The organism is Rhodococcus sp. RS1C4 (genome assembly GCF_002258225.1).
In the GTDB taxonomy this organism is placed as follows: domain Bacteria; phylum Actinomycetota; class Actinomycetes; order Mycobacteriales; family Mycobacteriaceae; genus Rhodococcoides; species Rhodococcoides fascians_E.
In genome coordinates this window covers 60,108-86,106 of the sequence record NZ_NOXZ01000012.1, presented here as the reverse complement: position 1 = coordinate 86,106, position 25,999 = coordinate 60,108, and the positions used below count along the sequence as shown (strand labels likewise).

Genomic DNA, 25,999 nt, shown 5'->3' with positions numbered 1-25,999 from the left:
ACCAGCGGATCGGCCGAACCAGTGGCCTACCGGACAACATGTGAAAGAATTCGGCCATGCGTACACGTCGAGATCGTGACACCACCCGAGAACCGCATCGGGTGGTCGTCGTCGTCCGTGACGGACTGTTGGGGATGGAATTCGGCTCGGTCCATCGATTGTTCGGCCAGGCGAGGTCCGACGACGGTGAGCCGCTGTACTCGGTGGTGACGTGTACCGCGACGCCCGGTCCGGTGCGCACGGATTCGGACGTGAGCATCGTGGTGGAGCGCGGGTTGGAGGCCGTTGCCGATGCCGACACGGTGATCGTTCCTGCGTCGGATCTGGACTACGGCGACGATCCCGTCTCGGACACCGCACTGTTCCAGCGGATTCGGCCCGGGACTCGGATCGCGTCCATCTGTACGGGTGCGTTCGTTCTGGCCGCTGCGGGTCTGCTCGACGGCCGACGCGCAACGACGCACTGGGCGTCGGCGGAGCAGTTCCGGGCGTTGTATCCCCAGGTCCGGCTCGAACCGAATGTCCTGTACACCCACGACGGCGACGTACTGACGGCGGCGGGGGAGGCGTCGGGTATCGATCTGTGCCTGTACATGATTCGGTGCGATTTCGGCTCGGCTGTCGCGAACCGGGTTGCGCGGGGAACGGTGGTTCCGCCGCATAGGAGCGGCGGTCAGGCTCAGTACGTCGCGCCGCCCGTTCGCCGCTCCACGGCCAGTTCGATTGCTGCGGCGCAGGAGTGGGCGCTGGAGAGGCTGCACGAGCCGTTGTCCAACGAGGCGTTGGCGTCGTCGGTGTCCATGAGCGTCCGTACGTTCACGCGTCGATTCACCGCGGAAGTGGGTGTATCTCCGGCCAAATGGATTGCACAGCAACGTGTGCAGCGCGCCAAGGAACTGCTCGAGAACACCGATCACACCATCGACCGTGTCGCGGCCGAGGCCGGTTTCGGTACCGCCACGTCCCTGCGGCAGCAGCTGATGGCCGACATCGGAGTCTCGCCCAGGGCCTACCGCGCGACGTGGGCCGGCGTCACCAGCTCGCGATGACTCGTCGGGTGGGCCGTTCGTTACTGTCCGAGAACAGGTGTGGACTTGCTTCCTTGATGCGCTCGACGTCGTCGAACACTGCGCGCAGGTGATCACGCATCGCTCGCTCCGCGGCAGCGAAATCTGCCTGCTCGACAGCGTCGGCGATGGCGGTGTGCTGGGCGATGAGCTCAGGAATGGGGCGGGTGTCCCGTAGGCCGAGGCGCCGGGCACGGTCGAGGTGCGCTTTCGCGGACTCGACGGACCTCCATGCTGCCGAGTGCCCACCGGCGGCCAGAAGCGCCTGGTGGAATTTCTCGTCGAGTTCGAAGAAGTCGTCCATGCTCAGGCCTGGTTCGCTCTGCTGAGCCAGGTTGTCACGCAGGGCGGCGATGTCCGCGTCGGATCGTCCGGCGACCGCGTCCTTCAACGACGCGATCTCGATGGCCTCTCGGACGAACTGCGCGTCGGCGACCTTCTCGGTGTCCACCCGCGACACGAACGTGCCGAGTTGAGGAAAGACCTGCACCAGGCCTTCCTCGGCGAGGAGAATCAGTGATTCGCGCACGGGAGTACGGCTCACCGACAGGTGTTCGGCCAGCTCGTTCTCCGACAGGGGGCTGCCCGGAGGCAGCTTCAACGACACGATTCGGTGCCGCAGCTCCTTGTAGGCGGCTTCGCGCGCGGTGACTTTTCGGGTGCTCACCGCGTCAACAGTAATGGCCGGTCGGATACGTGAGCTATGCGCGGCACGGACAGGAAAGTTGACGCACGTCACTTACGCACTAGTATGGCAGTGCTGGTATTCAAGACTGAGGAACTGCGAGGCACCGATGAACACCCAGGGCCGAGATCGTGCTGCGATCCTGCACGCACGCCGCGATCTGAGAATCGAATACGTCGACCGCGCCGAGGTCGGCCCAGGTCAGGTGCGCGTCGAGATCGCCGGTGTCAGTCTGTGCGGATCCGACCTCCACTACTACGCCGATGGCAAGAACGGCACCAACGTCCTCACCCGACCCACGGTGCTCGGGCACGAAGGCTTCGGCCGCATCGTCGAGGTCGGAGACGGGGTCCCGTCCCATCGCCTCGGTCAGCGCGTCGCGATCGAGCCTGCCGTGCCGGGACCGCACGCCCAGCACGCACTGCGTGGCCGTTACAACGTCGATCCCAGCGTCGTCTGCTTCGGCTCCCCGCCGAACAACGGATTGCTCCGCGGGTCGGTCGTGATGCCGGACGCCTTCGCGCACACACTCCCGGACACCGTCACCGACGACGTCGCGGCACTGATCGAACCGTTGGCCGTGGCCGCGTGGGCGGCAGCCCGGGCCGGATCGGTGCTGGGCAAGACCGTCGTGATCACCGGCGCAGGGCCTATCGGGCTCCTGGTGCTGCAGACCGTGATCGCGCTCGGCGCCCAGCACGTCACGATCACCGACGTCTCGCAGGCGCGCTTGGACGTCGCGCTCCGGCTCGGCGCCGACGTCGCGCTGCTCTCCGGAGAAACGTCGTTGGACACAGGTTTCGCCGACGTCGCCTTCGACTGTTCCGGCCACCCCGCCGCGATCGCCGACGCCGCCAGATCCCTCGGCCCAGCCGGCGTTCTCGCCCTGGTCGGCGTTCCAGGACGCGGCGACGCCGAATTCCCGATCGGCCTGGTGCAACGGTGGGAGCTCGACATCCGGGGTTGCTTCCGCTACGGACCCGACGCGTTCGCCCAAGCGATTTCCCTTGCCGCTCAGGGCCGCGTGAACCTGAACGTTCTGGTCACGTCCAGATTCCCGCTCGAAGAGTCGGCCGCAGCGCTCGACGCTGCCCTGTCCGACCCCACTCAACTCAAGATCGTCATCGACACCGCTTCACAGAACTCCGAGGAAAACCGATGAAGATCATCGACGCAACCGTCATCGTCACTGCGCCCGGGCGCAACTACGTCACGCTGAAGATCACCACCGACGAGGGTATCGTCGGATGGGGTGACGCCACCCTCAACGGCCGGGAACTCGCCGTGGCGTCGTACCTGCGTGATCATCTGTGCCCCTTGCTGATCGGTCGCGATGCCCAGCGCATCGAGGACACCTGGCAGTACCTGTACAAGGGCGCGTACTGGCGACGCGGCCCGGTGACGATGACGGCCATCGCAGCGGTCGACGTCGCGCTGTGGGACATCAAGGGCAAAGCCGCCGACATGCCGGTCTATCAGCTCCTCGGCGGCGCCGCGCGCGACGGCGTCATGGTCTACGGGCACGCCAGCGGCACCAGCGTCGACGAGATGCTCGACGACGTCGCACGGCATCTCGACGAGGGATACAAGGCCGTCCGTGCGCAGTCGGCCATCCCCGGTCTGGACAAGACCTACGGCATCCCGAAGAACGGCTTCTACGAGCCGGCGTCCGACGCTGCGCCGCAGGAGGATTCGTGGGACACCGCGCCGTACCTGAAGTTCGCCCCGGAGATGCTCGGTGCCGTCCGTGAGCGTCACGGTTTCGGGTTCCACCTGCTGCACGACGTCCATCACCGCCTGACGCCCATCGAAGCGGGTCGTCTCGGCCGCGACCTCGAGGACATGCGGATGTTCTGGATCGAGGATCCGACGCCTGCCGAGGATCAGAGCGCCTTCGCCACGATCCGCCAGCACACCACCACTCCGATCGCCGTCGGCGAGATCTTCAATTCCATCTGGGACTGCCAGGACCTCATCACCAACCGGTGGATCGACTACATCCGCACCTCGGTGTCGCACGCAGGCGGAATCACGCACCTGCGTCGCATCTTCTCGCTCGCCGATCTGTACGGAGTCAAGTCCGGTTCGCATGGCGCAGGCGATCTTTCACCGGTGTCGCTCGCCGCGGCCCTGCACGTGGACCTGTCCATCCCGAACTTCGGCGTCCAGGAGTACATGGGCCACGTCGACCCGACGTCCGACGTCTTCCAGACCGACTACACGTTCGAGAACGGCTTCATGCATCCGGGCAACAAGCCGGGCATCGGCGTCGACGTCGACGAGGCCGCCGCCGCGAAGTACCCGTACAACCCCCGCTATCTTCCCGTCAACCGCCGCCTCGACGGCAGCATGCACGATTGGTGAGACGAACAATGAACAGCAACACAGCTTTCGACGTCGTCCTCCTCGGCGAGCCACTCGTCGAGATATCGACGACGCAGCCGTTCGCGCACGGTACGTCCAGTGTTCTCGGTGTCTCCGGCGACGTGGTGAACGCAGGCGCAGCAGCGGCGGCCGCAGGCGCGTCCGTCGCCCTGGTCGCCCGAGTATCCAACGACGAACTGGGCGACGCGGTGTGTGCACGGATCCGGTCCCTCGGCATCGACGACACCTATGTCAGGCGTGTCGACGGCCAACAGGGCGCGTACTTCCTGCACATCGATCCGTTGGGGCAGCGTCAGTTCTCCTATGCACGCACCGGTTCCGTGGGGTCGGGACTGGACGTCTCCGACGTCCCGGCCGACGTCCTCGCCGCGGCAGGGGCGGTGCTGGGCAGCGGAATCACGGCGGCACTGTCCGATTCCGCACGTCGCGCACTGGCGTTCGCCGCGAAGAATGCGTCGACGTTCGTCTACGACCCCAACTTCCGGCCCCGGCTCACCACGGCCGCCGAGTCCGTGAACTTCCTCCGCGAGATCGCGCCGCACTGCTCCGTCGTCGTGCCGTCTGCGCCCGGTGAGATCGACGACCTTCTGGGCATCACCGACCCGCAGGCCGCAGCCACGAGGTTGATGGAGTGGGGCGCGAAAGCTGTCGCCGTGACGCAGGGGTCCGAGGGCATCACCGTGGTGACCGGCGGCGACGTCCGCTTTCAGCCGTCCATTCCGGCACCGGCCGTCGTCGATCAGACCGGGGCGGGCGACGTGTTCGCCGGCACCCTCACGGCGCGGATAGCGTTGGGGGACAGCCTGCTCGACGCCACGGCGCTCGCTGCGAGTGCGGCGTCGCTCAGTGTCGGAGGCCGAGGCGGCACCGGCCTGATCGCGTCCCTCGACGAGGTCCGTGCGCACCGCGATCGGCTCGCCGTATGAGCAGGCTCTCGTCGGCGACGGCTCCCGAGGTACCGAGGCCCGTGTCCCGTGGAATCGTCCACCTCGGGCTCGGAGCGTTTCACCGTGCCCACCAGGCGGCGTTCACCCATGAGGCAGCTCTGCTCACCGGCGATTCGTCGTGGGGCATCACCGGGGTGACGCAGCGAAGCGCTGCCGTCGCCGAGCAGCTGCGCCCTCAGGACGGGCTGTTCACGCTGGTCGAGAAGGGGCCGGGTATCGACCGCGCGTCCGTCGTCGGGTCGATCACCGAGGTGATCAGCGCCGTCGACGACGCGGATGCCGTCGTCGACGCCATTGCCGACCCGCGCGTGCGGATCGTGTCCCTGACGGTGACGGAGAAGGGATACCGGCTCGACCCGGCGACCGGACGGCTCCGATTGGACGACCCGGAGATCGTGGCCGACCTGACCGGTCGATCTCCCGGAACGGTGGTGGGCCAGCTGGTCGCCGGGCTTGCGTTGCGAGCGAAGCTCGATGCTCCCGTGACGGTCCTGAGCTGCGACAACCTACCGCACAACGGGGTTCTCCTCGCGGGGATCGTCCGGGATTACGTTGCGCAGAGGGATGATTCGACCGCACTGCAGGGCTGGATCGACTCCGCCGCGTCATTCCCGAACTCGATGGTGGACCGCATCGTTCCGGCCACGACGGACGAAGACAGGCGTCGGCTCGAGGACGAGACGGGTTTACGCGACGATGCCGTCGTCGTGTGCGAGCCGTTCCGGCAGTGGGTGATCGAGGACAGCTTCGCCGCCGAGCGGCCGGCGTGGGATCTCGTCGGAGTGCAGTTCGTGACCGACGTCGAGCCGTGGGAGACGATGAAGCTCCGCGTGCTCAACGCGTCGCACTCGCTCCTCGCGTACCTCGGGGTGCGGTCGGGCCACTCGACCATCGCCGACGCCGTGGCGGACCCGGTCCTGAAGTCGTTGGCGCACAGAATGATCGTGTCCGACGTCGCTCCGACGTTGCATCCGGACATGAACTCGGACGCGTACGCGAACGAGGTGCTCACGCGCTTCGCCAACCCGACGTTGCCGCACACCACCCGTCAGGTCGCGATGGACGGCTCCCAGAAACTCGGTCCGAGGCTACTGGGCACCGTGCGCGACGCCCAGGAACGTGGATCGTCGACGACCTGGCTCGCTGTGGCGGTGGCGTCCTGGGTCGCGTACGTGATCGACGAGTTACGCGCCGGACGCGCGCTCGACGACCCGATGGCGGACGTCCTGTCCCGGGCCGCCTCACAGGAAGACGCGGTAGCGGCGCTGCTGAGCGTCGAGCAGATCTTCGGTGCCGACCTCGGCCCGGATTCTCCGTTCGGTCGCCGGGTTGCAGCAGCCGCCGATCTGCTCGTCGGCTCTGCCGCAGTCACCACCGAATTCGTAGCGAACATCGAAAGAGAACTGTCATGAACACACGTGAGGTCATGGGCATCAGCCCGGTCATTCCCGTCGTCGTCGTCGACGATGCGTCCGACGCAGTTCCGTTGGCGCGTGCCCTGCACGAGGGTGGCGTCGACGTGATCGAGTTGACGTTGCGCTCCGAGGCGGCGCTCGCTGCGATCGAAGCGATCGCGACCGAGGTGCCCGAGATCGTCATCGGCGCCGGGACGGTGCTCACTCGCCGGGACGCGGAGAAATCGATCGACGCCGGGGCGCGGTTCCTGGTGTCACCAGGCGCTCCGACGGACCTGCTCGACGCTGCGCACGGGTGGTCGATTCCGTGGCTGCCGGGGGTGTCCACGGCAACCGAGGCGATGAACGTCTCGAACGCGGGTCACACCGAACTGAAGTTCTTCCCGGCGTCGACCTCCGGGGGTGCAGCCGCTCTCGGTGCCCTCTCCGGACCGATTCCGCATCTGACGTTCTGCCCGACGGGCGGAATCTCGTCGAGCAACGCCACCGAGTACCTCCGGTTGCCGAACGTCGCGTGTGTCGGCGGAAGTTGGTTGACGCCTCGAAACCTCGTGCAGGCCAAGGAGTGGACTGCAGTGAGCGAATTGGCGCGTGCGGCGGCAGGTCTGCGCAGCTCAGTCTGACAGCACTGTTGACTCATTGGTATAACAGTGCTTGTATATCAGTGTGGCACGGGCCACTCACCATCTCTTGCAGGTCGTAGGTCTCAGTAGGGGCGTAGGTGCAACGGATTCCGTTGACACCGCGATGGACGACCGGACAGCCTTGAACAAACGGAGCACAAGATGTCTCACGACACGAACGAAGCGCCGAGCCCAGCCGTGGCCGACGAGAAGCCGAAGCGGTCGACCCGCGACCTGACCAAGGCCGCGGTGTCCGGTTGGCTGGGAACAGCAATGGAGTTCATGGACTTCCAGCTGTACTCGCTGGCCGCCGCCATCGTCTTCAACCGGGTCTTCTTCCCCGACGTCAGCCCGGCGATCGGCCTGATCGCAGCCATGGCCACCTACGGCGTCGGCTACGTCGCCCGCCTCGTCGGTGCCATCTACTTCGGCCGGATGGGCGACCGGATCGGTCGCAAGAAGGTCCTCTTCATCACGATCGCGATGATGGGAGCGTCCACGACGCTGATCGGTGCGCTGCCGACGTATCAGACCATCGGCATCCTCGCGCCGATCCTGCTCGTCGCACTACGCCTGATCCAGGGATTCGGCGCCGGAGCGGAGATCGCGGGCGCCACGGTCATGCTCGTGGAGTATGCGCCGGACAAGCGTCGCGGTCTCATCGGTTCGTTGGTCTCGCTGGGTACCAACTCGGGAACGCTTGCGGCGTCGGGAATCTGGGCGATCCTGCTCGTCGTACTGACCGACGACCAACTGGTCAGCTGGGGCTGGCGTATCCCGTTCCTCGCGAGCTTCTTCCTGATGCTCTTCGCGGTGTGGTTGCGCTCCAACCTCAAGGAAAGCCCGGTGTTCGAGGATCGCGCCGACGTGGTCGACGGTGTCGCCCTCTCGCGTGCGGAGATCGAGCAGGTCGACGCCGAAACCAAGGAAAGCGTTCTCGAGTCCGGACTGCGTCAGCGCAAGGGCCGTGCGTTCTTCGTCGCACTCGGGCTTCGCTTCGGGCAGGCCGGCAACTCGGGTCTGATCCAGACGTTCCTGGTGGGCTACATCGCGTCGACTCTGCTGCTGGAGAAGTCCATCGCCACCACGGCGATCGTCTACGGTTCGCTGCTCGGATTCATCACCATTCCGGTCATCGGCATCCTGGGTGACAAGTTCGGTCGCCGCCCGATGTACATGATTCTCAGCGCCGCGACCATGGTGTTGGCGTTCCCGTTGATCTACCTGGTGACCAGCGGCAACAACGCAACCCTGATCATCTCGGTCGTTCTCGCACTCAACATCGGTGTGCTCGGCCTGTTCTCGCTCGAGAGCGTCACGATGGCCGAACTGTTCGGTGCCAGAACACGATTCACCCAGCTTGCACTCGCCAAGGAGATCGGCGGCATCCTGGCCACGGCCATCGGACCGCTGATGGCAGCAACGCTGACGGCAGTGACCGGAAGCTGGTGGCCGATCGCCGCCATGCTGGTGGTCTACTCGGCAATCACGTTGGTGTCCGCGTACCTGGCGCCGGAAACTCGTGGACGCGACCTGGTCCGGCTCGACGACGCCATCTAGCGCCGAGCAACAAGAAACCCCGAGCGCGCGGCAGATGACTGCCACGCGCTCGGGGTCCGGCGCCGAGAGGACTCAGTCCGATTCCTTCTCCGCGAGGAACAGCTTCTCGATCCGCGCTGCCTCTTCCTTCTTGTCCTCGGCCTCTTCCTGACGCTCCGCCGCGTCGGCGAGCTCGGACTCCGCAGGCGCTGACGCGGCCTTCTCGACCTTGTCGATCTGTTCCTTCTGCTTGCGCTCCGCGTCCTCGGCGGCCTTCACCCGCGCCGCCGCTGCGTCGTCGGCCTGCTTCTTGCGGGCCGCAGCCTTTCGGTCGGCCTCTTCTTCGGCCTCGGCCTTGCGCTGCTCGGCTTCTGCCCGTGCGTTCTCGGCCGCCTCGCGTGCAGATTTCGCTGCGGCGTCACGTTCCTGCTCGGCAGTGCGACGAGCTGTCTCGAGCTTGGTCTTGGCCTCGGTCTCCGCGGCGTCGGCTTGCGCGTCGAGCTTCTTCGCGAGACCGATGTGGTCCGCGTGATCGACCTTGTCCTGACCGCGCGACCGGACGTCGGCGTCGCCGAGGATCTTGCCGACCTTGTGATCGAGGGTTCCGACGGCCCGCTCGTACGCGAGCCGCGCAGGGGCTTCGGTACTCCACGTCTGCACGACGTTGCTCTCGAACAGGTCGAGCGGGATGCGAACGATCCGGTACTGGAAACGCAGTATCGAACGCGGTATGTCGAGCACACTCATTGTCGGTTCTCCTGATGCTTGATGTCGGCTGGTCTACGCATTGCGACGAATGCGATCGGCGGCGTCCCGGGCTGCGTCCGCGGCGGCGGCCTCCTGCCGGTACCGGGCAACGGCTTCCAACTCGTCCTGGTCGGCGTCCGCAACCTCCGACCGGGCGTCGGCTGCGGCTTCGATCTGCTCGGCCCGAGCGTCGACCTCCGCGTCGGCGCTTTCGGCGGCCACGGCGCGGTCCTTGTCCTTCTCGGCAGCGATTCTCTGAGCCTGCTGAGCGCGACGAGCCTCGTCCTCGGACGCCTGAGCACTGGCCTCGACGGAATCTCGCTGGGCGTCCGCACTGTTCTTGACCTCGGCCAGACCCTCGCCGGCCTCGGCTGCCTGTGATTCCGCCGCCAGTTCGGTGGCCTTGGCTTCCTTCTTCTCACGGGCCTGTGCGGCCTGGAGCTGCCCCTCGGTGGTCAGCGAGTCATTGCCCGTCACGGCGCCTACGACCTCCTTGGCCTTGCCTTTGACGGCGTCGAGCAGGCCTTTTCGTGCCTCGTGCGATGCACTGTCGTCGGTCATGGTGCCTCCTGTGCAGTCGTGTCGATAGGGCGGGAGAGAACTACCCGAACGCCGATGCTGGAAACCCGTCGTTCGACGCATGTCCACGGTCGGCCGTAAACTCTGCGCGAGCACAAGGCAACAGACGAGGAGTTTCATGCCCACCGCGACGGTGAACGGGATAACGCTGAACTACCAGGTCAAGGGTTCCGGGCCGCTGGTCGTGCTGATCATGGGCACCGGCAGTCCCGGTCGTGTGTGGGATCTGCATCAGGTTCCAGCGCTGGTCAAGGCGGGATACCGTGTGTGCTTCTTCGACAACCGCGGCATCGCGCCCTCGTTCGAGTCCGTGCAGGGCATCACCATCGACGACCTGGTCGCGGACACCGCCGCGCTGATCGAGCTGGTGCGCGAGGGCGACGAGAAGGCGTTCGTCGTCGGTACGTCCATGGGTGCTCGGGTCGCCCAGGAGCTTGCTCTCCGACGCCCGGAGCTCCTCCGCAAGGCTGTGTTCCTCGCCGGTCATGCTCGCCTCGACGAGTTCCAGCGCACTCTGGGCGAGGGTGAGGTCGCGTTGGCCGACGCCAAGACGCAGCTGCCACCCAAGTACGCGGCAGCCATCACTGCTGCGCTGAACCTCTCTCCGACCACGCTGGCGGATTCGAGGACGGCTCGGGACTGGCTGGATCTGCTGGAATTCTCCGTCGCACCCGTCACTCCCGGGGTACGCGCCCAGATCGGCATGGACGATTCCTTCGACCGCACCTCGGCGTACGGCAAGATCGATCTGCCTTGCCTGTCGGTCGGGTTCGAGCACGACCGGATGATTCCCGCGTTCCTCGGAGCCGAGCTCGCGAAAGCCATTCCCGACGCGCAGTACATCGAGATCCCCGACGTCGGTCACTACGGCTACCTGGAGCGTCCCGACGCCGTCAACGACGTCATTCTCGAGTTCTTGAAGAGCTGACTGCCCGCTGCGCTAGTGTGCGTTGCTAGGGTCAGGGGGCACTTCACACATGAAGACTGCCTATTTACGTATGCGACGAGTGAGGCGAGATGAGTACCAATCCATTCGATGACGAAGACGGACGCTTCTTCGTGCTGGTGAACGACGAAGACCAGCACTCGCTGTGGCCGACCTTCTCCGATGTCCCGCAGGGATGGCGCGTCGTCTTCGGCGAGGACAGCCGCGCAGCGTGCTTGGAGTACGTGGAGAAGAACTGGACGGACATGCGCCCCCGCAGCCTGCGTGAGGCCATGGAGGCCGACGCTGCAGCACGTCAGTCCGCCGAGGGCACTCCCGAGGCCTAGGCCTTCTTCTTTTTCTTCAGCTCGACAGGACCGCGTCGCCGACGAACAGTCGGACGGCGCGGTTCTTCTTTGCGGCGAAGAGTCGGGCGAAGCAGCTCTTCGGTGCGCGCGAGGATGCGCGGACGGCGGAGAGTACGAGCGCCCCACTCACCGAGTGTGACCCCTGCGGCGATTCCGCAGCCGATGCCGAACGCGGCGAACAGCGAACTGATGCCGAGCAGCAGCTGGTCGTTGAGTATCGCGTACAGGCCTCGGTACAGCGCCAGACCGGGCAGCAGCGGCGTGATGCCCGCGACCGCGACGATCAGTGGTGGAATCAGCGCGCGACGTGCCATCAGACCACCGGCGAAGCCGACGACCGTGGCAGCGAACGCCGAGGCGATGATCGGACCCGTGTCGACGGTCTGCACCAGCAGCGACACCAACGCCCCGGCGAAACCGCCGAGGAACGCAGCCGTCAGTGCACGCTTCTCCGCGTAGCACGCCAGGGCGTAGAACAGCGCTGCCGCAGCACCGGCCAACACCTTCGTCGGGACCTCGAGGATGTCCGGCGGGGCGGTGTTGCTGATGAGCGGCAGATCGCTGCCGATGATCGCCGCCAGCTTCAACGACGTGGCGACGCCGGCGATGATGCCGCCCGTCATCATCAGGACCTCGAAGAACCTGGCCGACGCTGTGATGGGCGCCCCCGTGATGGCGTCCTGAACCGAGCCCACCAACGACAGGCCCGACAGCAACACCGTCACACCGGCCGCGATGACGAGCGACGGCGACACCGTGACGCCCAGCTGATCCTGGAAGTTGAACAGCGTGATCGCCGGTGTCGCCGCGACGAAGCCGCCGACGACCTGCTGGAAGAAGAACGGAAGACCGACCCGGTTGAGGACACGGCCGATTCGGTCGATCACCATCGTCGTCAGAAAGCTCACGACGGCCACCAGTACACCGCCGCCGAGCAACACACCGATGGACGCGGCCATGCCCGCCCACGCGAACGTCGCCGTCCACCGGTTGTACGGGTGCGGGGCAGTGGTGATCGCGTCCAACGTGTCCAGTGCCTGCGACGGCGGAATGAGCTTCAGCCGAATGCTGCGGATCAACCGGTCGACAGCCGCGAGCCGCGTGAAGTCCATCGAACGGTAATGAACGATGCGCATCGTCGTCGACGGTGGACGCGTCGGACCACGATGGGCGCTGATGGTGATGGAGTTGTACGTGACATCGACATCACAGCGCGCAAGACCATAGGTGGCCGCGACATTCTGGACCTGGGTCGTCGTATCCATCGCAGCGGTGCCCGACGCCAACAGAACCTCACCCACCCGAACAGCCAGATCCAGAACCTCCGCCACCACCGCGTCGTCGGTGAGGTCGATCGGCTGCAGCGGTGACGGCGCTGCAGTGGGCGTATCGATAGTGGCGCGACGCTCGCCGGTCAGACGACTCAGCGAGGTCGTCAAGTCTTGCAGAAAGCTCATGTCCGTTTTCTGTAGCTGGGGTGATCCACCGACAAGGTACCTGTTTGGACTGTGCGTTCGATGAACGGATATGCTGTCCCCGCACAACGCCTCCTTAGCTCAGCGGTAGAGCACTCGCCTTGTAAGCGAGCGGTCAACGGTTCAATCCCGTTAGGAGGCTCCGGCTCAAGACTCTGACCAGTGAAAATGGTCAGAGTCTTTTCTATTTTCCCTGGTGAGGACCGCTCGTTTCGGGAGAGAGTCGGGTTCGTCCACCTGGGGTTATGTGGTAGTTGCGACCTGGGGATTTGCTAGACAATCGGCAGGATCGGGCGTTCGGTGTCACAGAATGTCACAACTCGTTGCTAACTCATCGGTGAGCGTCCATGTGGCTGCAGGTGGATGCGCACGGCTTCGAGGCTGTGTTTGGGCTGTTCAGAGGATCTCGTGGTGAGTGTCAGTTTTGTCGGCTCGGAACCTACGGATCCGATACTCGGTAGAGGTGTATTTGTCTGCGAGCGATGTTCGACGCTGTCAGGCCGGTCTACCTCCCGAGTTTGCTCGCCTTCCGATGCGGATGGAGCGTGCCGCGACAGCCGCGGATGTGTACGCGCACCCGCGGGCCGAGCTCGCGCGCCTGATGGACTTGGGTCTGCTGCATCGGGTGGCGACGGGTTTCTACGTGGCGGTGCCCGACGACCGAGTCGGGACCGAGTGGATGCCGGGTCTGGAGGCAGCGGCGGCCGGTATCGCGGTTGCGGCCTAAAGAGCCGACGATGCCGTCGTGATGGGTGTCAGCGCGGCGCGGTTGCATGGGGCGATTCCGCGGACGTTGGCGACGGCTGTGGTGGCTGTGCCGACGCGGCACGATCCGATTCGGTTGGCGGATCGTCCGGCAGTGGTTCGGTTCGTCGTGCGCGACACGGCACGTCTGGATGCGGAGCGCATCGATACCGAGTTGGGTCCGGTGTTGGTGACTACTGCGGAGCAGACGGTGTTGGATCTGGTGAAGCGTCCGGGGCTCGGCGATGCCGAGGGTGAGGTATGGCCGGCGGTGGAGCAGTTGCATCGACGGTGTGACCCGGAAGTGCTGGCCGAGCTCGCTGGGGCTCAGAAGATGAGAACGACTCTGTTGCGCCTGCAGGATCGGTTGGGGGAGAAATAGTGAATCCCGACGAGCTGAACTCGGTGGCAACGCAATTCGGTGTCGCGCGTGCACAGGTCGAGCGCGATCATCTGATCTCGCACCTTCTCGGTTATCTGAGTGCGCACTTCGCGGATCGGATTGTGTTCATCGGCGGAACAGCCTTGGCGCGAACCCATCTGGTCGATGGTCGTCTCAGCGAGGATATCGATCTGATCGCGGTGGGTTCGAGATCCGATGTCGCTCGTGATCTCGACCGCGCTCTCCCGCGCGCGGTCTTGCGCGGTCACGGTCGACTGGTAAGGGATCCGGCGATCGGTATGTCACGGAGAACACACCGCTGATCGGCAACGCCATCAGTGGAATTGGGTCATCCGGTAATTCGTCGTGTAGGCGAGATGGGACGACTGCGGCTCATGACAGGGGGATGCATAGTTGCTTCTCGATTTCGACCGTCGAGCGGGTACGCAGCTATGGCTAGGGTCGGTGCGCATTCAGGATAGTTCTCATATTGGCGCGGTAGAACGCAAACGAGCTGTCAGACTTCTTCATTCACCGGCAGCCACTTCCGCGGCAATACCAACTTCGAAATCCGTGCGGACAAATTACTGGAGGATCTTCTCGAGTTCATCGAGTTAGAAGTGCCGGAGCGTTAGCCGCGGTCGTCAAAGTGACAAGCAGCTTCCCGCAGCGGCTTTACGGCCACCGGGTCACCGGGCGTCCTGTGTGGTTCTTTCCGATCGATATCGGCTGTATTCCGGCGAATTTCTGTGACTCCGCTAGGAGGAACTCGGACATCGAGTTCTTGAGGTTCGTTTTAGGTTCGGATGAATCGGGGGACTTGCGAGCGTGACCGGTATTCGGAGTACGACCCGATGACGGCACGGTGGTACGGCGCAGGGTCGACGCAGTATGGGTATGCCGCGTTCAAATGACGGCGATGCCGTCAACGACGGTCCACAGGACACCGGCCGAAATGCCGATAACCAGGCTCGCAGTTGCCGCAAGTGCGGCGACGGCGGTCGGCCAGGCGGCTGAACCGTTTGGCTTGGGGAGTGCTGTGGCCCCTCGATCCGGTTGGGAGAACGATGGGGCCAGCCAGCGCAGATAGTAGAAGAGGCTGAGCACGCTATTGAGCATCACCGCCAGAGCCAGCCGCGCGTGCCCGCCGTCCCAGGCTGCGGTGGCTGTGGTGAGCTTGCCGACGAACACGTCCAGCGGCGGGGTGCCTACCAGTCCGAGAAGCGCCACGAGCAGAGCCAAGCCCAGAGTGGGGCGGGCACGAATCACACCTCGGTAGTCGGAGAGGTCTCTGTGTCGGGGCAAGGAGGGCGGTCGTGACGGCCGGGAGCCGTCGCGGTAGCGGGCACGGACATAGCATTCTCCTAAATACGGGTGGGGGTATACGGGGAGGCCGCAAAAGCCTCAAATACTCTCGAAGTGCTGCGAGGTGAGGTGTCAGCGACGAAACAGAGAGCGGAAGAAGCTGCTGCGTGTTGCTGGATTTGGCGACTCGGTGGAGCAGGTGCACTGCTGCGATTGCGGAACGTTCGCCATGACGCTGTCGATATGGCGACCGCAACCGGCCCAGGTGGTCTTACCGCATGCCGGGCACGAGGTGGGGGAGCACACAGGTGGTCCTTTCGGTCGGTTCGGTACCCACTGTGGCATATACCAAGGGGGGTATCCTAGTACCCTAGGGGGTATCCGACCCGATCTGGAATGAAGTCGATGAGAAGACGGGTGCAATAGGCACCACACGGCCTGTCGTGGTTATCTGACAGGTGTGTTCAGGCAGCGGAGTCGTCAAACGCTCAGCAGTGGTCGTCGAGGCGAGCCACCGAGAGCTGGCGTCTACGGCTCACGGTGCGTTTCCCCATGGCCAGCAGTACGTGTGGCGTGGGTCAGCAGTGAGTGCGGCGTATGACAGATGATGACGTGTGGTCCGGAAAGCACGCCCGAGCGCACGATGCCCCGGTCCGCTCACTCAATGCGTCCGTGTTGCGATGGAGGATCGAGACTGCACGGTCCATTCCACTGTTCGATCCCGACGACGGCGGCGACGCGGCTCGCTGTCTGGTGCTGTTGGAGTCTCCGGGGCCGAAAACGATACGTCCGGGCGGGACCAACATGTGTTCGTTCGACAATCCAGATCGAACGAACCCCGTGCTGAAATCGGTGTTCGCCGACGCGGGTATCGACCGGGTGCAGTGCGTCAAGTGGAATATTGTGCCGTGGGCAGTGCTCGATGACGCCGGTCATCCGGTATCGCCGACGGCATCCGTTCTCGGTGAGGCGGGCCCATATGTCGGCGAGCTTATGGGCTTACTGCCGAAACTGGAGGTGGTTTTCGTTCTTGGTGCGAAGGCTCTCGATGGCTACATGCGCGTCATCACTGCAGCTGCTCCCGCCCGCCTCCTCCCGGTGATAGCGGCACCGCACCCCTCGGCTCGTAACGCACACGCACCGGCGGCTGCTCGCCAGCGGTTGATCAACGCAGCACTGTCGGTCGCAACGCATCTGGAGAAGGCACCTGAACCCCGCACTGTGCTGAGGTAGGGCGGATCGTGCTGCTGCTGCCTCCGACCGGTCAGTCCTGGTGGGGCTGGCGTTCGCCGGTGTCGGTGTCGATGTCGATCACCTCGTCCGGGCTGTCGGGGTGGTACTGGAGAATGTGTGGTTCGGCGGCACCCCGGCGTGCACCGTCTCGATATGAGAACCAACATCCCGCGAACAGCACCACTGTCACGATCGCTGCGACGACGGTCCAGCCCTCGAACCCGCCGGCGAGGGCAGTGAGAAAGGCCCCCGCAGCAGCTGTTCCCGCCATCAGCAACAGCCAGGCCAGATAATTTTCGGTGACTCGTGCCCAGACGCGTCCGCGGCGGCCCCGTCTCGGGGTATCGGAAGTCGGTGTGTCTGCACTCGGTGTGTTCATCGTGATCGTGAGTCCTTTCCGGGGTCAGTGGTCGATTGGATCGACGCTGTTCGTTCGGTATCAGCGTTCCGAGTGGGTACTACCCGGCGGTCGGTTCAGCTGGGTTGGAAAAGTTTTCCTTGCACGCTGCCGCGGAGAGTGTGGGCGGCGACTGTGCCCCAGGCTGCGAGCAAGGCCGCATACAGTCCGATCGCAATGGCCTCGACCGCGGCCGACCCCAGAGCGCCGCCGAGGGCAGTGGCACCGGTGACGCAGGTGCCGATGGGGAAGGTGAACGACCACCAGGTCAGTGAGAATGTCAGTCCCTTCTGGGCGGCATGGATGGTGAGGGCGGTTGCGAGGATGAACATCAAGACGCCGAAGCCGCCCATCGTCAGTCCGTACAGAATGCCGAACACGTGCAGGCCGGTTGCGACGGAGGCGGTCTCGCCGGTGAACACCAAGGGTGCATCGTTGCCGAGCAGGTTCGCGGCGGTGATCGATTGACCGATCATGCCGAGGGTGATCCACACCGTCGGTGCTGCCTGGACCGGCGGGATTCCGCCGTGGACGAGCCGTCCGTAGATGAGCGTCATGGTCAGCATTCCGATGATCAGTGACAGCCCGAACATCGCGTAGCAACCGGACAGCATGGCCAGGCGCCACTGCCCATCCGCGATATGAGGGAGCAGCAGCGCACCGGTGGAGGCGGACACCATCGGCGGTACGACGGGCATCAACCACGCCGGGAGTGCGACGGCGGTCTGGTGATCGTGGGCGGTGATCATCAGGTAGGGCACGAGAATGCTGGTGATCAGCCCGAGGGCTGTGCCAGCGGTCCACAGGACGGCAAAAATCACGGTTGCGGGCGCCGCTCCGATGACGTCTGTGCCCAGCAGCATCGTCCCGGCACCGACGGTCAGCAGCGCCATGGGGGGTGCGCCGTAGAACTGAACCATCACCGGATGCGCGGCGTGCTCACGCGCATACTGCCGGTGTCGGATCCAGTGCACTGCGAAGGCACCGGAGAGTGTGATCAAGGCGACCGACGCTGCGATCCACACGATCGTTGCGAACACGTGCAGTCCGGGGATGTGGGCGGGCAGGGTGGCGGCGGCGTTGGCGACGATACCGGTGCCCATGACCGAGGCGAACCAGTTGGGGGTGATGTGTTCGAAGATCTGGCTCGGGTGGTCGAGGTCGGAGAGCACCGGCCACTTGCGCGGCCGCTCGGTATCGTCGCCGCGCCGAGACGTGATGGAGGAGCGGTGCAGAGCTGTCGAGGTCATGACTTCCAGCGTCCTCGCACACAGTCGTCACCGGTAGACACCGATTACCTGGCCGGTCCCAACCTCAGGTTATGACTGCGGGGATCTGAGGGCGACGACGAGCAGGTCGCTCGACGGTCCTCGCAGTTCACGGCCCGCGGGCCACACGGCACGCAGGAACCGGCGCAGGTCGAGCCCCTCTGTGTGAACGCGGGCCAGTGTTCCGGCGGCGATCTCGGCGGATACCGCGAGGGAGCTGAGTACGGCCGGTGCGAGGCCGCCGATGACGGCAGCTTTGATGGCAGTGGTGGAGGACACCTCGAGCAGTGGCGCGGCGAGTGGGCCCGCAGTCCGGAGCGCACGTTCGAGCGCGAGACGTGTGCCGGACCCGGGTTCGCGGGTGACCAGCGGTGTCGCGGCCAGTTCGCTCGCCGTGATCGTTCGTCGAACCCATTGATGATCGGGGGCGACGACGACGACGAGTTCGTCGCGGGCAACGTCCTTCGAGTGGAGTCCGCTGGGCAGATCGGGGCTTTCGACGAATCCGATGTCGGCGCGGCCGTCGAGCACCGATGCGGCTACGTCGACAGAGTTTCCGGAGGTGAGAGTCGGTGTGATGGAAGTGTCGTGGGAGCGCAGTGTGATGAGCCATCGCGGTATGAGGTATTCGGCGATGGTGAGGCTTGCGGCGATACGAATGTGGCTGTGGCGGTCGGTGCGCAGCATTGCGATGCTCGTGGCGAGCTCGGCGGCTTCGGCGATGACGCGCTCGGCCCAGCCGGCGACCAGTTCGCCGGTTGCGGTGAGGGTGGCACCTCGCTGCCCGCGATGCAGGAGTGCTACCCCGATGCGGCTTTCGAGTGCTTTCAGGCGTGCGCTCGCCGCTGGCTGCGACATGCCATGCGCCTCCCCTGCGCGTCCGATGCTTCCCAGCTCGGCGACGGACAGCAATAATTCGTAGCTGATCAGGTCGGTCACATGGGTCGGCAGGGGCACGGTGCCAGCGTAGAGACTGCAGTCGTAGCGGGCGCGGAGCCCACAGGCGCGTTTGCCGGAAAAGTCCCCATTCGATGCTCAATGCTCGCGGGAAGTGGAACGGGGTCGCGGCACTGGATCCCGTGGTTCGTTCACCCTCACTGACGCCACCTGCTTTTATCCAGTTCTCGTCACCCAGGATTGCCTTGGTTCGTACGAGTTGTTTCGAACCTCACCGGTGCTCTCGCAGCGTGAGCTGGGACAAGGCAGGGGATGAGTCGGACGTAGGCGACCATTCCGATCAGCTCCACCAGTGTCTGCGTCACCACGACCACGGCAGCAAGAGACAGTGCTGGTGGCAGCGCGAGCGCCAGCGGCAGAACGACCAACGAATTTCGGGTGGCACCGGAGAAGATCAAGGCCCGAGCGTCCGGGACGTCCAGGCGGGTCACTCTGGCCGTCGCCCATCCGGCAACCGCCATGATGACCAGGAACGCGACGAAGATCGGCACCGCGGCAAACAGCTGGGAGCCTTCGGAGCGGACTGCGTCGATCTGCGACGCCACGACGACGGCAAGAGTGGCCATCATGACCGGCACCATCGCCGCGGCCATCACATCCATGATCTGGGTGCCGATACGCCGACGACGCGCAAGTGCTTGCGTCAGGGCCGCCAACACCAGAGGAACAACGATCAACAGCACGAACGCTTCGACGAACGGTGCAATGTCGATGATCTCCACCAGCTCGGACCCGACGAACAACCACAGGTAGAGCGGCAGGAACGCGATCTGCAACAACATCAACAGCGGCGCACTCGCGAGGAGCCGTTCCGACGCTGCACCGGCCAACCCACTGAAGACGATGACGTAGTCGATGCAGGGAGCCAACAACACCAACAGCACACCGACGAGTACCGCCTGATCAGCAGCAACGAACCGGGTCAGAGCGAATACGACGAGCGGAACGAGCAAGAAATTCAGTACTACGACGCTGAGCAAGAATGTGCCGTCGCGCAGCGATGCGCCGATGGCGGAGAACGGAACCGCGAGGAACGTAGCGTAGAGCAACACGATCAGTACCGGATTGATAGCAATCTCGAACGCATGCGCCGACGACGGCGCACCCAAACCGACAACGGCACCGATGAGCAGGGCCAGCAGGTAGAGCGGGATCTGGAACTTCTCCAGCCACGCCACCACCGAGGTGGTGCTCGATATGTTCATGCGGTGCCCACCGCGGTGTTCGCAGAGATCAGCCAGGTGCACTCCGGATTGCATGGCGTCGACGCGTCGGGTGTGTCCCCGAGCCGGGCCAGCGCGTCGGTCAAACTCTCACGCAGAGCGGTCAATTGAGCGATCGATTCGTTCGCGCGAGCGATGTGGGACTCGCTGGCGGGGCCGAGTTCGGCTTTGACTGCTGCGCAGGAGTCTTTCTCCCAGACACGAAGGAGAAGTTTGATCTCCGGCAGCGACAGGTTCAGGCTCTTGGCGGCGGTGATGAACGCCAAGCGTTGCCGAGCACGGTCGTCGTAAACGCGGTAACCGTTCGCCGAACGGTCCGCCGGGAGCAGGCCCTCGCTTTCGTAGAACCGTAGCGTGGTCGCCGGGACGCCGGTCGCCGATGACAGCTGTGAAATGCGCAGAGCGGACATGCGCACGAGGATAAACCTTCGAGTCGGGTGGAAGGTCAAATCCTTGACCTTCCACGCAGGTGCTGGGGCTAACGTCGGGCCATGTTCCCAGCGAGACCGCGCCCGGACGTCCGGGCGCTCATCCGTCTAGACCTGACGCCTCTCAGCGAGATGAAGGCCCCGTCGGCGTGCACGCTCTCAACGGCTGACCAACCTGAGGGTATCGAGTTGTGGGCAACGATCCTCACCTGCGCTACCAGCCGCAGACGGTCGACGGCGGACTTGTATTCACCTTCCCGCCGGGGACGGCGTTCATCGGTCGCCTATCCGAAGCCACCGCATCGGAGCTGGCATGCTGCCCCTTCTACGCCTTCACGGTGACCCACGACGTCACAGCGACAACGATGACGGTGAGAGCCCCCGGGTACAGTGCGGAAGTGGTCACCCAATTCTCCGGCGATGCGGACTGATCGAGACCTACAAATCCCTGCAGTGCAGAATGATTCGTGGCACCGGGTCAGTCCGTAGGTAAAGAAATTCAGGCAGTGGTCTGTTATGCACAAGATTTGCTTCCTGTGCTACCGAACGGCCACGAGAAGCAGCAAGGGCTATTTGCAGATGTAGGTGTCTCGCGTAGTGCTCGGAGTCGGAGTGGACCCGCGATCAGTCGGGTGAGGCTGCCTGAGGGGTCGGTCCGAGCCGGATATTGACCCAGTGTCGGACCGGAGGGATCGACCACATGGTCCACAGTGCGAGGAGCGCAGTGCTGGCGGCAAGAAAGCTCGCGGCGACGTCGAGCGGGAAATGTACGCCGAGGTACAGCCGGGAGGCAGCGACGGCGAGCGCGAACAGCACTGATGTCGTGCGGGCCAACCGCCGGACAATTACGTGCGCCCGAGCGGTGAGCAGGGCCACAAGCCCGATCATGGCCGCAGCCACCGCTGTATGTCCAGACGGGAACGACCACACGGTGTCGGGGGGCATCAGCCAGAACCGTTGCGGGGGACGGGGTTCGCGGATGCTGTATTTCTCGATTGTCGACACGACGAGGGTAGATGCCATCACTGCCAGGGCCCATGCCGCGTCGACCCGTCGGCTTCTCCACGTGAGCCATGCGGCGATACCGATCGCCACCACGATTCCAACGACCGGTTGTGCGCAGTCCGTGACAAATTCGGCGAGCGCAGTGGCCCAGCCGGCGCGATGAAGGGCGATACGGTCGTGGAACCGCAGACCCGCCTCTGTCACGGCAGTGGTGGCGGCGAGAGTGCCGACGGCGAGCGGTGCGGCAAATGCGAGCAGAGCGGCGGCAAACGGCCGAATCCACGGACGAGCAGGAAACATAGGTGACTTTCCTTGGTTGGGTTGCGTGGGATGGACGGTGGGGTGCCAGGTGCGGCGACGACCGGTGGCGAGTAGGGCGGCCACTGCGATGACCTGGATTGCGGCAACGACGGTGATCGACGCGGGAATCGAATGTCGTAGAGCAGATCGGTTTTCGGCTAGGGAACGGATGACTTTGCCGCTCCGTTCGTCGATCACGAGAACGCAGACGCGCCAGTGCGCCGGCGATCCAGAAGAAGGGCACGGTGATGACGGGGTGGGCGTAACCGGATACGTCGACGCCCAGAAGCGGCGGGTCGGTGTATGCCACCGGGCCGGAGACCGAGCGCACCATCAGCGCTGCGGCCGCGTCGAATCCGGTGACCACACCCCGACGACGACGGCGGTAGCCCCCCCGCGAGGCGAGGGGGCCGGTGATCGAGCGGGCACCTTCGTAGACGAAGTCCGCGAGCATGCTGACCGTCCCGAACGCGACAACGAACCGACACGCCCCCCATCGATGGTCGCGGCGGTTCGGTGGATTTCTTTCTGGAAGCGCGCGGCGGGAACCCGGCGCGGCGGATGGGTCATCGGCGTGTTTGGGCTGCGTCACTATGCTGCCTATCGGTAGCGGGGACGAGGAGGACCGGGCGGTGGGCGTGGCGGGCCAGTGTCGCGGACACAGATTCGCCGACGGCCCTCTCCACCAGTGACATCATCCCGCCGCGGGTGGTACCGATGATGATCATCAGGGCGTCGTTGGCGTCGGCGATCGTGGTCAACAGTCGAGCCGGGTCGCCCCGCCTCGAGTAGAACGCCCAGTTCCCGGGGATGGCGGCCAGTATCGCGCATGCCTCGCGGCGTTCTTGTTCGACGACATCGCCTATACATTGCTCCCAGTCGGCACTGTCCGGGTCGATCGGCAGGTCATCGGTGTCGACGATGTGCGCTACATGCAGGAACGCGTTCAGTCGACCGGCAAGGTCCATCGCGTAGGTCAAGGCAGCGTGGCTTGCTGGGTGCCGGTCGAACCCCACGACCAGGTGGCACTCCGGTTCTACCGAGGCGGCAGGGCCGTCCACCTGTAACGGAGCGCGCCAGTCCCCTAGGTCGTCGCAGGAGGCGTGGCTGGGATCGTCCTCGGTCATTGTTTTCTCCTCATACGGAAGCGGCGACGAGACCGGCACCGCCGGCGACGACAGTCACCAGCAGGGTGCCGACCGCGTTCAACACGCCAGCGATGTACTTCTGACGTTGGATCAGCCGCACCGTCTCGAAACTGGCGGTGCTGAAGGTGGTGTACCCGCCGCAGAACCCGATGCCCACGATCAGCTGAAGTTCCTGGGGTAGTCCGTGGAAAAGGATCAGTCCGGTGACGAATCCGAGGAGCAGTGATCCGGTCACGTTGATGATCGCTGTCGCCCAGGGGAATTCCGAGGACCGCCGGTGTTTGGTCGCTCCGTCGAGCACGAAGCGGGCGATGGCTCCTGCACTGCCCGCGCAGGCGATCCAGAGTGTCGTCATTGTGTTGCCTCCGCGGGCCGTGTCCGCAGTCGAGCGGCGATCGCGATTCCGGCGGTGGTGGCGACCAGACCCACCAGTACGGTGCCGGCAGCGTAGCTGCCGGCGGCCCACCACTGATGGCTGCGCAGAAACAGATCGGTATCGACGGCCAGTGTGCTGTAGGTGGTGAACGAACCGAGCATCCCGGTGCCCACCAACAGCCGGACTCGTTGCCGCCGCCGAATGTCCGGGCCCAGGCGAGCCAATCCCTCCAGCAATAAACCGAGTAGGAATGCGCCAACGATGTTGATGGCGAAGGTCGTCACCGGCCAGCCACCTGCGGCAGTCGGAAACCACAGTCCGAGCTGGTATCGCAGTGGTGCCCCAATCAATCCACCGGCACCGACTGCGGCGATCGCGGACGGTCGCGCATGCAGCGGGCTTGGGGGCGCAGTGTCGGGATCGACCGGTAGGGTCGGATTCGGGTCGTGATGGCCGTTCATGGACAGACTCCTTCCACTCAGGGAAAGGAGCCATCAGCCCCAGGGTTGGGGCGGTTCAGACAACCCCCTACGGGGCGGTCTCGGCGGAGATCCATCGCCGGACACCACTATAGCCTGACCAGGGATCGACCCAAGCAGATCCGGTGTACGTTCGAGATTCTCGGTCAGCAGGCCGAGGTGTCTATGTGCCAGCGCTGCAGCTCAACAGCCGAAACCCGGTTGTTGAGCTCGACCACCGGCCACGACGGCACCGGCAGTGCAACGGGTCGGATCGGACACCGGTGTTCGCGTATCAAGCCCGGTATGCCCGATCCGCCGACCACCGCGATCTTCTCAACACGGGTACGTGGCACACGGCGTCACCAAGTCGCTGAACATTTCGCCGAACACAGCATTGTCGTCGAACTCAGAGCGGGCACCAGGCTCGGAACCGAGGTTCATTGCCACGCCGCATCGACACGCAGTCGACTAGACCACACTCGAACATGAACTGACGCCACACAATTTAACCCCACTGCAGTAGGTCGAGAGTGAATCGGGATACTTCGAATCGAACGCATAGAACGTCTGGCGCACAAGCACACTCAACATACCGCTGATGCCTTGCTCTTCGGTGTCACGAGCGTGTCACATGTCGGGACTTACGACGGTGGATTCGGGTGGTGCTGCTTGGACGATTGACGCAGGTCAGAGTATCTGTGGTGGTTCCATACGGACGTATCTGGTTGCCTCGCAACATACTTGTAAGCGAGCGGTCAACGGTTCAATCCCGTTAGGGGGCTCCGCGCATGAAGGCCCCGACCACGTCACGTGGTCGGGGCCTTCGTCGTTGCGAGGTGCGTCGGCCCCCTCTGCAGGTGACCCCAGTGCACGGTATCGATGCGTATCCGCAGGATTCCGCTGATTGCCGGTGGTCGTGTGCACTGGGGTCAGTAGGAAATTCTGCGTGCCGATGACTACCAGAGAACCATCGTCAGGAATCCGATTCCCAGGATGATGCCGAGGGCGCCGGCGCCGTAGGCGAGGGCCGCATCGGTGCGTGATGCGGGAGGTCCCGAGAGGATCGGGCTGCGGTCGGCCCAGAGCGCGGCGCCGAGAGCGAGGATGCCGAGCGCGACTCCGAAACCTGGGGTCCAGAAGCACACGATGGACAGTGCGCCGATCATCAGCGCTGAGTCGGTGTTCTCGCGGCGGTCGAATGCCCGCCGGTTCCACCACCGCCGATCCTCCGGTCCGCCGGCGGTTCCCTCGGCATTGTTCCTGTCGGCCGTCAACGTCATTGCGTGTGCTCCTTCATGTGTCGCATGCTGCCCGATACGGTTCTCGCGCAGCATCATCGGCCGTCCTCGTGAGACGGCACCTGCCCCGAAAATTTTTCGAAAAATTGTGCACAACCATCTTGGCACTCAAGCGGCGAGAGTGCTAATTTCTGTATCGCACAGTCAAGAGCAGCCCGCTACAGGGGTGGGTGCATCTGGGAGTTTATGGAGGTGGTTGCTGTGCTTCGCTTCGATCCGTTCCGTGACCTCGATTCCATTACCTCGGCCATGCTGGGGACGTCGAGCGGTTCCGATCGTGCGCCACGGTTCATGCCGATGGACCTGTACAAACTCGACGATCACTACGTTCTGTCGGCGGATCTTCCCGGGGTGGATCCGGGGTCGATCGATGTGGATGTCGACCGCGGAACCCTCACGCTGACGGCGCATCGCACTGCACCCGATACCGATGGGGTGCAGTGGATTTCCTCGGAACGTTTCGCCGGCACGTATCGTCGCCAGCTCGCGCTGGGTGACGGCGTCGACTCCGAGCGCATTTCCGCGTCCTATGACAACGGGGTCTTGTCGGTGACGATCCCGCTGGCCGAGCGCGCCAGACCGCGGAAGGTCCAGATCAGCGCCGGCACCTCCGACGGTCAACGGTCGATCGAGACGCAGTCGACCTGACCGCCGCGGTCAGTCTGGTGTCGATATCCGTTGTGGCGCTTCACGTCCACGAAAGAACAGGGTGATGAACA

Annotated in this window: 30 protein-coding genes and 1 tRNA gene; 16 read left to right on the top strand and 15 right to left on the bottom strand. The window is 64.6% G+C overall.

Annotation, left to right across the window (positions count from 1 at the left end; all coding sequences use genetic code 11):
- Window positions 1-56 precede the first annotated feature (56 nt).
- The gene (locus tag CH289_RS05065; RefSeq protein WP_179276736.1) at window positions 57-1,049 is read left to right on the top strand and encodes a GlxA family transcriptional regulator; all 993 of its coding nucleotides are present in this window, start codon (window positions 57-59) and stop codon (window positions 1,047-1,049) included.
- Here the strand turns inward: CH289_RS05065 and CH289_RS05060 are convergent.
- On the bottom strand, window positions 1,033-1,734 hold the full coding sequence (locus CH289_RS05060; RefSeq protein WP_037107088.1) for a GntR family transcriptional regulator: 702 nt from the start codon (window positions 1,732-1,734) through the stop codon (window positions 1,033-1,035). The two genes, CH289_RS05065 and CH289_RS05060, sit on opposite strands and share 17 nt — an antisense overlap.
- A gap of 127 nt (window positions 1,735-1,861) precedes the next feature.
- Between CH289_RS05060 and CH289_RS05055 the strand changes: the two genes are divergently transcribed.
- The 6 genes from CH289_RS05055 to CH289_RS05030 all read left to right on the top strand — a co-directional run bounded on the left by CH289_RS05055 (window position 1,862) and on the right by CH289_RS05030 (window position 8,682).
- Complete coding sequence (locus CH289_RS05055) at window positions 1,862-2,914, top strand: zinc-binding dehydrogenase (RefSeq protein WP_094727475.1); 1,053 nt, start codon at window positions 1,862-1,864, stop codon at window positions 2,912-2,914.
- Window positions 2,911-4,116 carry a D-mannonate dehydratase ManD gene (gene manD, locus CH289_RS05050; RefSeq protein WP_019663802.1) on the top strand — a complete coding sequence of 402 codons (1,206 nt, stop codon included), beginning with the start codon at window positions 2,911-2,913 and terminating at the stop codon, window positions 4,114-4,116. Before CH289_RS05055 ends, manD begins: the two co-directional genes overlap by 4 nt.
- Before the next feature lie 8 nt (window positions 4,117-4,124).
- Complete coding sequence (locus CH289_RS05045; protein ID WP_094727474.1) at window positions 4,125-5,063, top strand: PfkB family carbohydrate kinase; 939 nt, start codon at window positions 4,125-4,127, stop codon at window positions 5,061-5,063.
- The gene (locus CH289_RS05040; RefSeq protein ID WP_094727473.1) at window positions 5,060-6,496 is read left to right on the top strand and encodes a mannitol dehydrogenase family protein; all 1,437 of its coding nucleotides are present in this window, start codon (window positions 5,060-5,062) and stop codon (window positions 6,494-6,496) included. Before CH289_RS05045 ends, CH289_RS05040 begins: the two co-directional genes overlap by 4 nt.
- On the top strand, window positions 6,493-7,122 hold the full coding sequence (gene eda / locus CH289_RS05035; RefSeq protein ID WP_094727472.1) for a bifunctional 4-hydroxy-2-oxoglutarate aldolase/2-dehydro-3-deoxy-phosphogluconate aldolase: 630 nt from the start codon (window positions 6,493-6,495) through the stop codon (window positions 7,120-7,122). The genes CH289_RS05040 and eda overlap by 4 nt, the downstream gene beginning before the upstream one ends.
- Before the next feature lie 162 nt (window positions 7,123-7,284).
- A complete protein-coding gene (locus CH289_RS05030; RefSeq protein ID WP_019663798.1) occupies window positions 7,285-8,682 on the top strand; it encodes an MFS transporter in 1,398 nt (465 codons plus the stop codon).
- Between the two features lie 72 nt (window positions 8,683-8,754).
- On the opposite strand, the gene CH289_RS05025 is transcribed toward CH289_RS05030, so the two are convergent.
- Window positions 8,755-9,408, bottom strand: coding sequence for a hypothetical protein (locus CH289_RS05025; RefSeq protein WP_020110787.1), 654 nt, complete (start codon window positions 9,406-9,408; stop codon window positions 8,755-8,757).
- Between the two features lie 33 nt (window positions 9,409-9,441).
- Entirely contained in the window at window positions 9,442-9,969 is a 528-nt protein-coding gene (locus CH289_RS05020; RefSeq protein ID WP_020110788.1) for a hypothetical protein, read from the bottom strand.
- A gap of 136 nt (window positions 9,970-10,105) precedes the next feature.
- On the opposite strand from CH289_RS05020, the gene CH289_RS05015 reads away from it, so the two are divergent.
- Window positions 10,106-10,915, top strand: a complete 810-nt coding sequence (locus CH289_RS05015; RefSeq protein ID WP_020110789.1) for an alpha/beta fold hydrolase — start codon at window positions 10,106-10,108, stop codon at window positions 10,913-10,915.
- Window positions 10,916-11,004: 89 nt separating this feature from the next.
- Window positions 11,005-11,259: an MbtH family protein gene (locus CH289_RS05010; protein ID WP_019663793.1), complete on the top strand. Its 255-nt coding sequence runs from the start codon at window positions 11,005-11,007 to the stop codon at window positions 11,257-11,259.
- On the opposite strand, the gene CH289_RS05005 is transcribed toward CH289_RS05010, so the two are convergent.
- Entirely contained in the window at window positions 11,256-12,737 is a 1,482-nt protein-coding gene (locus CH289_RS05005; RefSeq protein WP_019663792.1) for a threonine/serine exporter family protein, read from the bottom strand. The genes CH289_RS05010 and CH289_RS05005 overlap by 4 nt on opposite strands.
- An 88-nt stretch (window positions 12,738-12,825) precedes the next feature.
- On the opposite strand from CH289_RS05005, the gene CH289_RS05000 reads away from it, so the two are divergent.
- From CH289_RS05000 to CH289_RS04990, 4 genes are all read left to right on the top strand, one after another.
- Window positions 12,826-12,897: transfer RNA gene (locus CH289_RS05000), tRNA-Thr, on the top strand.
- 321 nt (window positions 12,898-13,218) lie between these two features.
- Entirely contained in the window at window positions 13,219-13,482 is a 264-nt protein-coding gene (locus CH289_RS28665; protein WP_256977039.1) for a hypothetical protein, read from the top strand.
- Between the two features lie 21 nt (window positions 13,483-13,503).
- On the top strand, window positions 13,504-13,881 hold the full coding sequence (locus tag CH289_RS28660) for a type IV toxin-antitoxin system AbiEi family antitoxin domain-containing protein (RefSeq protein WP_256977042.1): 378 nt from the start codon (window positions 13,504-13,506) through the stop codon (window positions 13,879-13,881).
- Window positions 13,881-14,204 (top strand): nucleotidyl transferase AbiEii/AbiGii toxin family protein, encoded by a 324-nt coding sequence (locus CH289_RS04990; RefSeq protein WP_306427512.1) that lies wholly within the window; start codon window positions 13,881-13,883, stop codon window positions 14,202-14,204. The genes CH289_RS28660 and CH289_RS04990 overlap by 1 nt, the downstream gene beginning before the upstream one ends.
- Before the next feature lie 583 nt (window positions 14,205-14,787).
- Here the strand turns inward: CH289_RS04990 and CH289_RS04985 are convergent.
- Window positions 14,788-15,186 carry a proton-conducting transporter transmembrane domain-containing protein gene (locus CH289_RS04985; RefSeq protein WP_143545044.1) on the bottom strand — a complete coding sequence of 133 codons (399 nt, stop codon included), beginning with the start codon at window positions 15,184-15,186 and terminating at the stop codon, window positions 14,788-14,790.
- A gap of 597 nt (window positions 15,187-15,783) precedes the next feature.
- Here CH289_RS04985 and CH289_RS04980 point away from each other — a divergent pair.
- Window positions 15,784-16,419 (top strand): uracil-DNA glycosylase, encoded by a 636-nt coding sequence (locus CH289_RS04980; protein ID WP_094713239.1) that lies wholly within the window; start codon window positions 15,784-15,786, stop codon window positions 16,417-16,419.
- Window positions 16,420-16,450: 31 nt separating this feature from the next.
- On the opposite strand, the gene CH289_RS04975 is transcribed toward CH289_RS04980, so the two are convergent.
- The 5 genes from CH289_RS04975 to CH289_RS04955 form a co-directional block, all read right to left on the bottom strand.
- A complete protein-coding gene (locus CH289_RS04975; RefSeq protein ID WP_094713240.1) occupies window positions 16,451-16,798 on the bottom strand; it encodes a hypothetical protein in 348 nt (115 codons plus the stop codon).
- A 95-nt stretch (window positions 16,799-16,893) separates the two neighbouring features.
- Window positions 16,894-18,066, bottom strand: a complete 1,173-nt coding sequence (locus tag CH289_RS04970) for a TDT family transporter (protein WP_094713241.1) — start codon at window positions 18,064-18,066, stop codon at window positions 16,894-16,896.
- A gap of 69 nt (window positions 18,067-18,135) precedes the next feature.
- On the bottom strand, window positions 18,136-19,041 hold the full coding sequence (locus CH289_RS04965) for a LysR family transcriptional regulator (protein ID WP_256977038.1): 906 nt from the start codon (window positions 19,039-19,041) through the stop codon (window positions 18,136-18,138).
- 170 nt (window positions 19,042-19,211) lie between these two features.
- Complete coding sequence (locus tag CH289_RS04960; RefSeq protein ID WP_256977037.1) at window positions 19,212-20,246, bottom strand: arsenic resistance protein; 1,035 nt, start codon at window positions 20,244-20,246, stop codon at window positions 19,212-19,214.
- On the bottom strand, window positions 20,243-20,674 hold the full coding sequence (locus CH289_RS04955) for a MerR family transcriptional regulator (protein ID WP_094713243.1): 432 nt from the start codon (window positions 20,672-20,674) through the stop codon (window positions 20,243-20,245). The genes CH289_RS04960 and CH289_RS04955 overlap by 4 nt, the downstream gene beginning before the upstream one ends.
- Before the next feature lie 209 nt (window positions 20,675-20,883).
- On the opposite strand from CH289_RS04955, the gene CH289_RS04950 reads away from it, so the two are divergent.
- Entirely contained in the window at window positions 20,884-21,123 is a 240-nt protein-coding gene (locus tag CH289_RS04950; RefSeq protein ID WP_094713244.1) for a hypothetical protein, read from the top strand.
- A 193-nt stretch (window positions 21,124-21,316) separates the two neighbouring features.
- On the opposite strand, the gene CH289_RS04945 is transcribed toward CH289_RS04950, so the two are convergent.
- From CH289_RS04945 to CH289_RS04925, 5 genes are all read right to left on the bottom strand, one after another.
- The gene (locus tag CH289_RS04945; RefSeq protein WP_094713245.1) at window positions 21,317-22,195 is read right to left on the bottom strand and encodes a phosphatase PAP2 family protein; all 879 of its coding nucleotides are present in this window, start codon (window positions 22,193-22,195) and stop codon (window positions 21,317-21,319) included.
- A gap of 368 nt (window positions 22,196-22,563) precedes the next feature.
- Complete coding sequence (locus CH289_RS04940; protein ID WP_094713246.1) at window positions 22,564-23,124, bottom strand: universal stress protein; 561 nt, start codon at window positions 23,122-23,124, stop codon at window positions 22,564-22,566.
- A 10-nt stretch (window positions 23,125-23,134) separates the two neighbouring features.
- Window positions 23,135-23,500, bottom strand: coding sequence for a fluoride efflux transporter CrcB (gene crcB, locus CH289_RS04935; RefSeq protein WP_094629004.1), 366 nt, complete (start codon window positions 23,498-23,500; stop codon window positions 23,135-23,137).
- Window positions 23,497-23,982 (bottom strand): FluC/FEX family fluoride channel, encoded by a 486-nt coding sequence (locus CH289_RS04930; protein ID WP_094713247.1) that lies wholly within the window; start codon window positions 23,980-23,982, stop codon window positions 23,497-23,499. Before CH289_RS04930 ends, crcB begins: the two co-directional genes overlap by 4 nt.
- A 956-nt stretch (window positions 23,983-24,938) precedes the next feature.
- Entirely contained in the window at window positions 24,939-25,262 is a 324-nt protein-coding gene (locus tag CH289_RS04925) for a hypothetical protein (RefSeq protein ID WP_256977036.1), read from the bottom strand.
- 219 nt (window positions 25,263-25,481) lie between these two features.
- Here CH289_RS04925 and CH289_RS04920 point away from each other — a divergent pair, with 219 nt between their 5' ends.
- The gene (locus tag CH289_RS04920; protein ID WP_170945172.1) at window positions 25,482-25,928 is read left to right on the top strand and encodes an Hsp20/alpha crystallin family protein; all 447 of its coding nucleotides are present in this window, start codon (window positions 25,482-25,484) and stop codon (window positions 25,926-25,928) included.
- Window positions 25,929-25,999: the final 71 nt, after the last annotated feature.